The organism is Clostridium sp., assembly GCF_016650095.1.
GTDB lineage: Bacteria > Bacillota > Clostridia > Clostridiales > Clostridiaceae > Clostridium_AD.
In genome coordinates this window covers 1-7,521 of the sequence record NZ_JAENWL010000169.1, presented here as the reverse complement: position 1 = coordinate 7,521, position 7,521 = coordinate 1, and the positions used below count along the sequence as shown (strand labels likewise).

The window sequence follows — 7,521 nt, the reverse complement described above, 5'->3', positions numbered from 1 at the left end:
TAGAAATAAATATGTTATAGTTACAAGTGCAAATAGTCTTTTTACACATACTATAATGAAAAATAAATTAATTTGGAGGAAAATATGACTACAAAAGAAAATTTTTTATGCGATATAAAAAGTGAAAGTAAAATAAAAATAACATTAATGGTAATGAAAATATTAGTCAAAGATTCTTCTAAGGTTGTATGCATATTAGTAGATAAAAGTGGAGAAGTAAAAGCTAACATACCCAGTAAAAAGGGCGATATTAAAGAAGGAAGCGTAATCGCGATTGAAGGATTTAAAGATAGAAATCTGGATGTAAAAAAATATGAATTTATTACAGATTATAACCTCTCAGATTATCTTCCAACAGTAAAAAGGCCTATTGAAGAGATAATGGAGGAAATGGAGTCATTTACTAATAAGTATATTGTTTCAAGTGAAGGAAAGGCTTTGAACGACTATTTCTTTAAGGATGAAATATTTTTAGATAAATTTCAAAGAGGAATAGGTGGAGTGTCTATGCATCATAATTATATAGGTGGTCTTGCAGAACATACCCTAAATGTCATGTATTTAACTGCCATGCTCTGTGAAAGATATGAATGCAAAAGAACAGAAATAGCGTTACTTGCAGCAAAACTTCATGATATTGGTAAGGTTTATGAATTATATTATGATGGTCCCTTTAAATATACACTTAGAGGAGAAATGGAAGGCCATATTGTTATTGGAGTAGAGTTAATAGATAAAGCTACTCGAGAAAATATATCATTGTATTCTGAAGATTTTATTACTAGGATAAAAGGCTGTATTGTCCAACATCACGGCAAGCCCGAATTTGGTTCTCCACGAGGAATGAAAATGGAAGAAGCATTTATAGTTAATTTTGCTGATTCCACGGATGCTACTATGAATAAGATTTCTCAAATAAAGGATAAAACAGAACCTGGTAATTGGTCTGATTATGATAGAAGAATTGATACTAAATTATATTTATAGTAAAATTGTTAAGTAATATTATTAATGCCCTATGGCAAATTTGGTATGTTAGACTGATGATTGGATATAGTGCAATCATCAGTACAACAACCATTATTAAATCTGTAGCAGAGTCAAGTTTTTCTCCCAATTCGCTAGAATTACAATTTCAAATTCGTAATCTTATTATCTTTATTTAATATCACTAGATTTCAAATCATTTAAAATATTAATGAATTTACTTGGTTCGATATTATATGTAATACACATGCCGTCAAAGTATAATAAGTATGCAAAAGAATCCGGATTGGCATTAAATATAAATTTAACATTATAAACAGGCGCTTTTAAACTATGTGATTTGACTCCTTTTAAAACATCAAATACTATATCTATATAAACACCTGGATTACCACCTTGAATCTGAAATTTAATTCCATCTGAATTAAAAACACAGTTAAATATCTCCATCTCAAATCTAAAATAAGGATTTTTATTTAAACAATTATCTCTATCCTGTTTAATAAATATCCGCCCTTTTTCCTCTAGTACCCTCTTGTTTATAACTTTAAATTCGTGTAATGTAATTTTTTTTTCAATGAAGTTCGATAACATATTTTATTCCCCCTTCTTCTATGTATATAATCACTTATAGTTGCTAAATCATTTTACCTATTTATTGATTTATTCAAAAAAAACATACTACAATAATATTCTACAAAATTTCACATATGCCTTCTTAAATCCTTCTATTATCCAATATTTTTTCTACAACTTTCCAGAGGTCATCGTAGTACCTTTTCTAAAATACTATTAACTGTGATGATACTGCCAATTAATCTATATTGGTATTACAAAAATTAAAGGATTATAACAGGGGCTAGTAGAATATATATTTCCAATAAGGTAAAATTTCATTACCATATAATGACTACAATCATATCATATTAAAGTAATTAAATTAGAAATAATATACTTACTTTAATATGATATAGTTTCAACGCCACTAATAAATTTGGGGGAATATTACAAGTGAAAGTAAAAACAACAATAGTAAGAGCAACTGTCATAACATTGGTAGTACTGTTATGTACTAATATTGGGGTAATTGTAAGTAAGGCGGAAGAACCAGTCAAAAACAATCTCTATATTGCAAGTCAAAAAACTTTGCTATTAGACTCAAGCAAATTGGCACATATTGCTGCAAATATAGCGAAGAAAGAAGAAATTGATGCAATAGCCGTTAAGAATCCAAATACCACTAAAGAAGCAGATAAGGATGTTAATCTAAATTTAGATAGTTTAACTACAGAAGAAGCTGATAAATTAGCCAAATTAGAGGAAAATAGACTGGCAACATTAGGACTTTACCAAACAGTAATTGGAGCAAAATTATCAACGTACTTAAGCTCTGCAGATAACATTAGTAGTGTACTAAACAGGGCTGTTGTATTACATGGCGGAATTTCTACAAATACTTGTGTTTATTTTTCAAGTGAAGCAATGAGAAGAATAGGTATAACAGTTCCATTGGAAACATGCAATACAAGACAGTATTTAATTTATCTAAGTGCACATGCATGGGTATCCTCATACGATATTAAAACGCTTACACCAGGAAGTATTTGTTTTACAACTCCCAGTCGGCAAGGCTATCCCACTCACAGCTTTGTATTTATGGGATGGGTTACGCAAGGAGACTATACTTTGGCATATGTTGCGGACAACCAGGGTAACGCCGTTCACGTACGAAACATGGGTTCAACTATTGCCACAGATGCTTTTTACTTCTATATGCATACACCCACTATACCCACAAAAATTGCTGCAGTATCATCGGGATATAACAGTATTAATGTTAGCTGGAACCCCGTAAATAAATCAAGTATATATGGAATTTATAGAGCAACATCCCCTGAAGGAACATACACTTTAATAGCAACAACTGCTACAACAAAGTATAATAATACTGGGCTAACTAATAATAAGTTTTACTATTATAAAGTTAGAGCGTATAAGACAATAGGTACGATTAAATCGTATAGTGGTCTTACAGAGTTTGTAAGCGCAAAACCAATACTTACAAAACCTATATCAGTAAAAGCAGTATCATCATCATACAGTAGTATTAATATTAGTTGGAACGCCGTAACTGGGGCAAGTAAGTATGGAATTTATAGAGCGCCATCCAGTGAAGGACCTTATACCTTAATATCATCAACTACGACAACACTATATAATAATACTGGATTAACAACCAATAATGAGTATTATTATAGAGTTAGGGCATATAAGATAATTGGTAAGGATAAAATAATCAGCGACCTTTCAGCTGTGATAAGCTCTACGCCAATACCATCTCCACCTACTAATTTTAAAGCTACTAGAAACAGCTCTAAAAATGTTAAACTTACCTGGAGCCCCGTAGCAGGCGCAACTGGTTATGAAATATATACTACTATTTCGAGTACAGTGCCATACATCTTCTTAATTAACACTACGAATTCATTTTATACAAATTCAGATTTAGTACCAGACATAATCTATTACTATAAAATAAGATCATATCGAGTTATAGATGAAACCAGAGTATACGGCAACTGGGCTGCCGCAATATATTCAAAACCATAGAAGAACAATTCTAATACTGATACTTTACCCCTTTCCCCAAATACAAAAAAACAAACTATAGGAAATCTTAATATAAACCACTTCATTTCCGAAGTGGTTTATATTTTAACTATCCTTTAGTTTTAGAGTATGTGTTTCTAGTCTGAAATTAATTTAATCTTTTCTGCAACAGCTTCAATTAGTGAATTAATAGATGCATTGCCCTGGTACCTAATATAAATTACACCCTTCCCTTTAGCAGCGAATACTTCTTTACCAAAATAATCTCCTTCATGAACAATTAGTTTATCAAAATCTGGATGCTCCATTTCCACGTAAACCGCACCTTTAAATTTTTCACCATATCTATTTATTAAATCAGATAATACACCTTCATTAATATAAGGTAAATTTATCTTATATGCCCAATTAGAAATGTTAGGGGAATATATTCCGCTACCATCATTCCATAATTCATTTGCAACTTCTCCACGCTCATCTGATTCAATTTGTAAGGGCGAGACTATACTCCAAGCATAGCTATAACGACTATTCCAATCAATATTATTCCGATTATAAGCTGGTTGCTCTGGAACCAATTCAGGATTTTGTTCCACATCTGCTAATCTTACAATAGGTAAACCGATACTTGATATTGGTAATGCTTTAGTCTTTCTCATAGTCATCTGCATAATAGGGTGTATAACTGCACAAATTGCAAGAATCATAATAACACTTACTACAATTAAATTCACCTTATATTTCATTTTCCATGGTGCCGAATGATTGATTGGCTTTCCCTCTGACAAGGTCTTTCGTAGTGCATGCATGGATACGGCTGCTTGTACCGAAGTGTATACCACATATAATTCAGCAATTATCATAATTGCTATTTGAATAATTAATCCATCCACTAAGGCAAGATAGTGTGCCGAATTAATGAACCAAAGAGCAACAAATATTCCTATCATTAAAGCTATTGCCACAGCAATTCCAATCGCACTTTTTGTAAATTTTTTATCAAGGTAATTCAAAGTATAAGCTTGCTCAGCAGGATCCGTGTGGAGTTCAGGTGCATTTAATTCATCAGGCGATGAAAATACATTAAACAGGCCATAACTTGCAACATAATCCCAACCACTTTCAGAATACATTTCTTTTTGTTCTAATGTAATATTTTTATAGTTAAATACATCTATCCTATATCTCATCTGTCTTGGTTCGCCTTTTGTAAAGTGGGCAAAAGAAATACCTACCTTTTTTAAATGTAAGCCATTACTTGCCATCTCAGAAAACCAGCTTTCATGCTCACCAATACGCCAGAAATCACTTGGACGAAACTTACGAATTGTCTTATTCATTCTCCTCACCCTCCATTAAAATTAATCCATCTTTAACTGTCGCCCTTAGACGTTTATATTCATTACGAAGTGCTTGTTCACCGTCAGCAGTAATTGAATAAGTTTTTCTTCTTCCATCATCTTCCGCAAGAGATATAAGTCCTTCCTTTTGCATACGCGTAAGAACTCCATAAAGTGTTCCTGGACCCATGTTCAATCGTCCATTAGAAACCTTAGTAATAGCTTTCATGAGTATATATCCATGACTTGGATTCATAAGTGCTAATAGCACATAGTACATAGCTTCTGTCATTGGTCCACCATTATATGGCATATATAGTCCCTCCTGTTATTATGCTTAACGATATTATGCATTCCGATATATCGCATAGCATAATAGTAGTATATTAAACAGTATTTGTCAATAATAAAAATAAAACCCCCTAGATAAATACTAGAAGGATTTTCAAAATCGTATTGAGTTTTTATATGGAAGAGAAGACTTTGGTCCCATTTATTTATCCAAATTTACCATAAATAAAAAGAATTAAAATATAATTTAAGTGGCAAATTAGACTTAATGCTGTAAATATTAATTTTTAGAAGGTGAGGTACAAAATATGAATAAATCAGTTAAGGCATTAATTTTAACTTTAAGTATTTTAGCAACAACAGGAATAAGTTCAATTGCTTCTGCTCAAGTGTTTCCAAACATTAACTACACTGTTAAAGCTGGTGATAGCATATGGAGAATTTGTTATAAGTATCAAGTAGGCGTATCCGAGGTAATAGCTGCTAATCCTCAAATATCAAATCCTAATATGATATACGTAAATCAAATTATAAAAGTTCCCAATTTGACGGAAGTAAAAGTAATAGAAAAACAAGTAGTTACAATGGTAAATACAGAAAGAGCAAAAGTTGGACTCGCTCCACTAAAACTTAATTGGCAATTATCGAGAGTGGCTAGATATAAGTCTCAAGACATGATAGATAAAAATTATTTTTCACATCAATCTCCAACTTATGGTTCACCATTTGATATGATGAAAAATTTTGGTATTAAATATATGTCAGCAGGTGAAAACATAGCATATGGACAAAGAACTGCAACAGAAGTAATGACAGTCACTGGGGTTTTAATATCCGCTTGAATATTGGTAAAATAATAGATGCAGTTTCTAAAATAGCCATGTTTATTTGCTTTCTGCTATGATATAGTTATTGAAAGAACATTATAGGAAGAAGGCTTTAATATGTATGTAAGTGAAAATACACTAGTTGTTCGATATGCGGAAACGGATAAAATGAATATAGTCTACCATGCTAACTATCTAGTCTACTTTGAAGTGGGCAGAACAGAATTTATAAAGAAAATTGGCATGAGTTATTCTGACATGGAGAAAATCGGAATAATGATACCAGTGATCGAAAGCAATTGTAAATATATTCAAGGAGCAAAATATGACGATAAATTAATAATTAAAACATGGATAGAGGAATTAACTCCAGTAAAGGTAATCTTCAATTATTCCGTTGTTAGAGAAAAAGAAGGTATAGAAATCACTAAAGGGAGTACAAAACATGCATTCGTTGATAACGATTTTAAGATAGTTAATTTAAAGAAAAAACATCCAGACATACTAGAAAAATTACAATTATTAAATGTAGCAATTAATGATAGTAAGGTATAATTTTTCTGTAGGTTTTATTTTTATCATTAAGTATTGTATTGGACACTACATGCTGTGGTGAAATTTCATAAGTAGAGTCCAATGGTAATGACACTGCACTTCATTTCTACCTAAAGAACGGATTTACCTTGAGTCACGATGTATTTGGTGGTTTTATCCAAGCATTATACAAAGCAAAAATAACTTAAAAAATCCAGCAGAATATTTATTTATATTCTACTGGATTTTTTATTTCTAAATTTATGACTTATGTTTCCTTAATAAAATATACTTAATTTATTATAACTGTTCCCGCTGTTCCACCTATTGCTTCCTTAGCTTTGCCTAGTGATGTTATAATTGCTTTTCTACCCTTTTTTGCTTCAACGAAAGTAAGCGCTGCTTTTATTTTTGGAAGCATGGAGCCAGGAGCAAAATGACCTTCTTCAATATATGCTTTAGCTTCTTCTACAGTTATACTTGAAAGATTCTTTTGATCAGGTTTTCCAAAGTTAATAGCAACTTGTTCAACTGCTGTTAGTACAACCAATGCATCAGCATTTAATAACTCTGCTATTTTACCAGAAGCAAAATCTTTATCTATTACTGCTGGTACTCCTTCAAGTGTTCCATCACCCTTTTCAATTACAGGTATACCGCCTCCACCAACAGTTATAACAACATGTCCAGCTTCAACTAATGTTTTAATTATTGGTTCTTCAACTATAGCCGTTGGAAGTGGTGATGCAACTACGCGTCTCCAGCCTCTATTTGAATCTTCCTTCATTATATATCCTTTTTCAGTCATTAATTTCTTAGCATGTTCTTCTGAAAAGAAAGAACCTACTGGTTTAGTTGGGTTCTTAAACCCTGCATCATTTTGGTCAACTATTACTTGAGTAACTACTGTTGCAACTTCCTTTTTTATGCCT

General features: G+C 31.8%; 8 protein-coding genes. 4 read left to right on the top strand and 4 right to left on the bottom strand.

All coding sequences use genetic code 11. From position 1 onward, the window contains the following. Positions 1–84: 84 nt before the first annotated feature. Positions 85–987 carry a 3'-5' exoribonuclease YhaM family protein gene (locus tag JJE11_RS10895; RefSeq protein ID WP_291635478.1) on the top strand — a complete coding sequence of 301 codons (903 nt, stop codon included), beginning with the start codon at positions 85–87 and terminating at the stop codon, positions 985–987. Positions 988–1,158: 171 nt separating this feature from the next. Here JJE11_RS10895 and JJE11_RS10890 read toward each other — a convergent pair whose 3' ends face one another. Continuing rightward, positions 1,159–1,581 (bottom strand): hypothetical protein, encoded by a 423-nt coding sequence (locus tag JJE11_RS10890; RefSeq protein WP_291635476.1) that lies wholly within the window; start codon positions 1,579–1,581, stop codon positions 1,159–1,161. A 417-nt stretch (positions 1,582–1,998) separates the two neighbouring features. Here JJE11_RS10890 and JJE11_RS10885 point away from each other — a divergent pair, with 417 nt between their 5' ends. Next, entirely contained in the window at positions 1,999–3,597 is a 1,599-nt protein-coding gene (locus JJE11_RS10885) for a hypothetical protein (RefSeq protein ID WP_291635474.1), read from the top strand. Positions 3,598–3,734: 137 nt separating this feature from the next. Here JJE11_RS10885 and JJE11_RS10880 read toward each other — a convergent pair whose 3' ends face one another. Together JJE11_RS10880 and JJE11_RS10875 are read right to left on the bottom strand one after the other, a co-directional pair. Beyond that, positions 3,735–4,937, bottom strand: coding sequence for a DUF2812 domain-containing protein (locus tag JJE11_RS10880; protein ID WP_291635472.1), 1,203 nt, complete (start codon positions 4,935–4,937; stop codon positions 3,735–3,737). Next, positions 4,930–5,250, bottom strand: coding sequence for a PadR family transcriptional regulator (locus JJE11_RS10875; RefSeq protein WP_291635470.1), 321 nt, complete (start codon positions 5,248–5,250; stop codon positions 4,930–4,932). Before JJE11_RS10875 ends, JJE11_RS10880 begins: the two co-directional genes overlap by 8 nt. Positions 5,251–5,536: 286 nt before the next feature. On the opposite strand from JJE11_RS10875, the gene JJE11_RS10870 reads away from it, so the two are divergent. Together JJE11_RS10870 and JJE11_RS10865 are read left to right on the top strand one after the other, a co-directional pair. Then, positions 5,537–6,070: a LysM peptidoglycan-binding domain-containing protein gene (locus JJE11_RS10870; RefSeq protein ID WP_291635467.1), complete on the top strand. Its 534-nt coding sequence runs from the start codon at positions 5,537–5,539 to the stop codon at positions 6,068–6,070. A gap of 102 nt (positions 6,071–6,172) precedes the next feature. Then, the gene (locus tag JJE11_RS10865) at positions 6,173–6,610 is read left to right on the top strand and encodes a thioesterase family protein (RefSeq protein WP_291635465.1); all 438 of its coding nucleotides are present in this window, start codon (positions 6,173–6,175) and stop codon (positions 6,608–6,610) included. A gap of 271 nt (positions 6,611–6,881) precedes the next feature. Here JJE11_RS10865 and arcC read toward each other — a convergent pair. After that, positions 6,882–7,521: carbamate kinase (arcC, locus tag JJE11_RS10860; RefSeq protein WP_291635462.1), on the bottom strand; the 640-nt coding region annotated here is incomplete at its 5' end.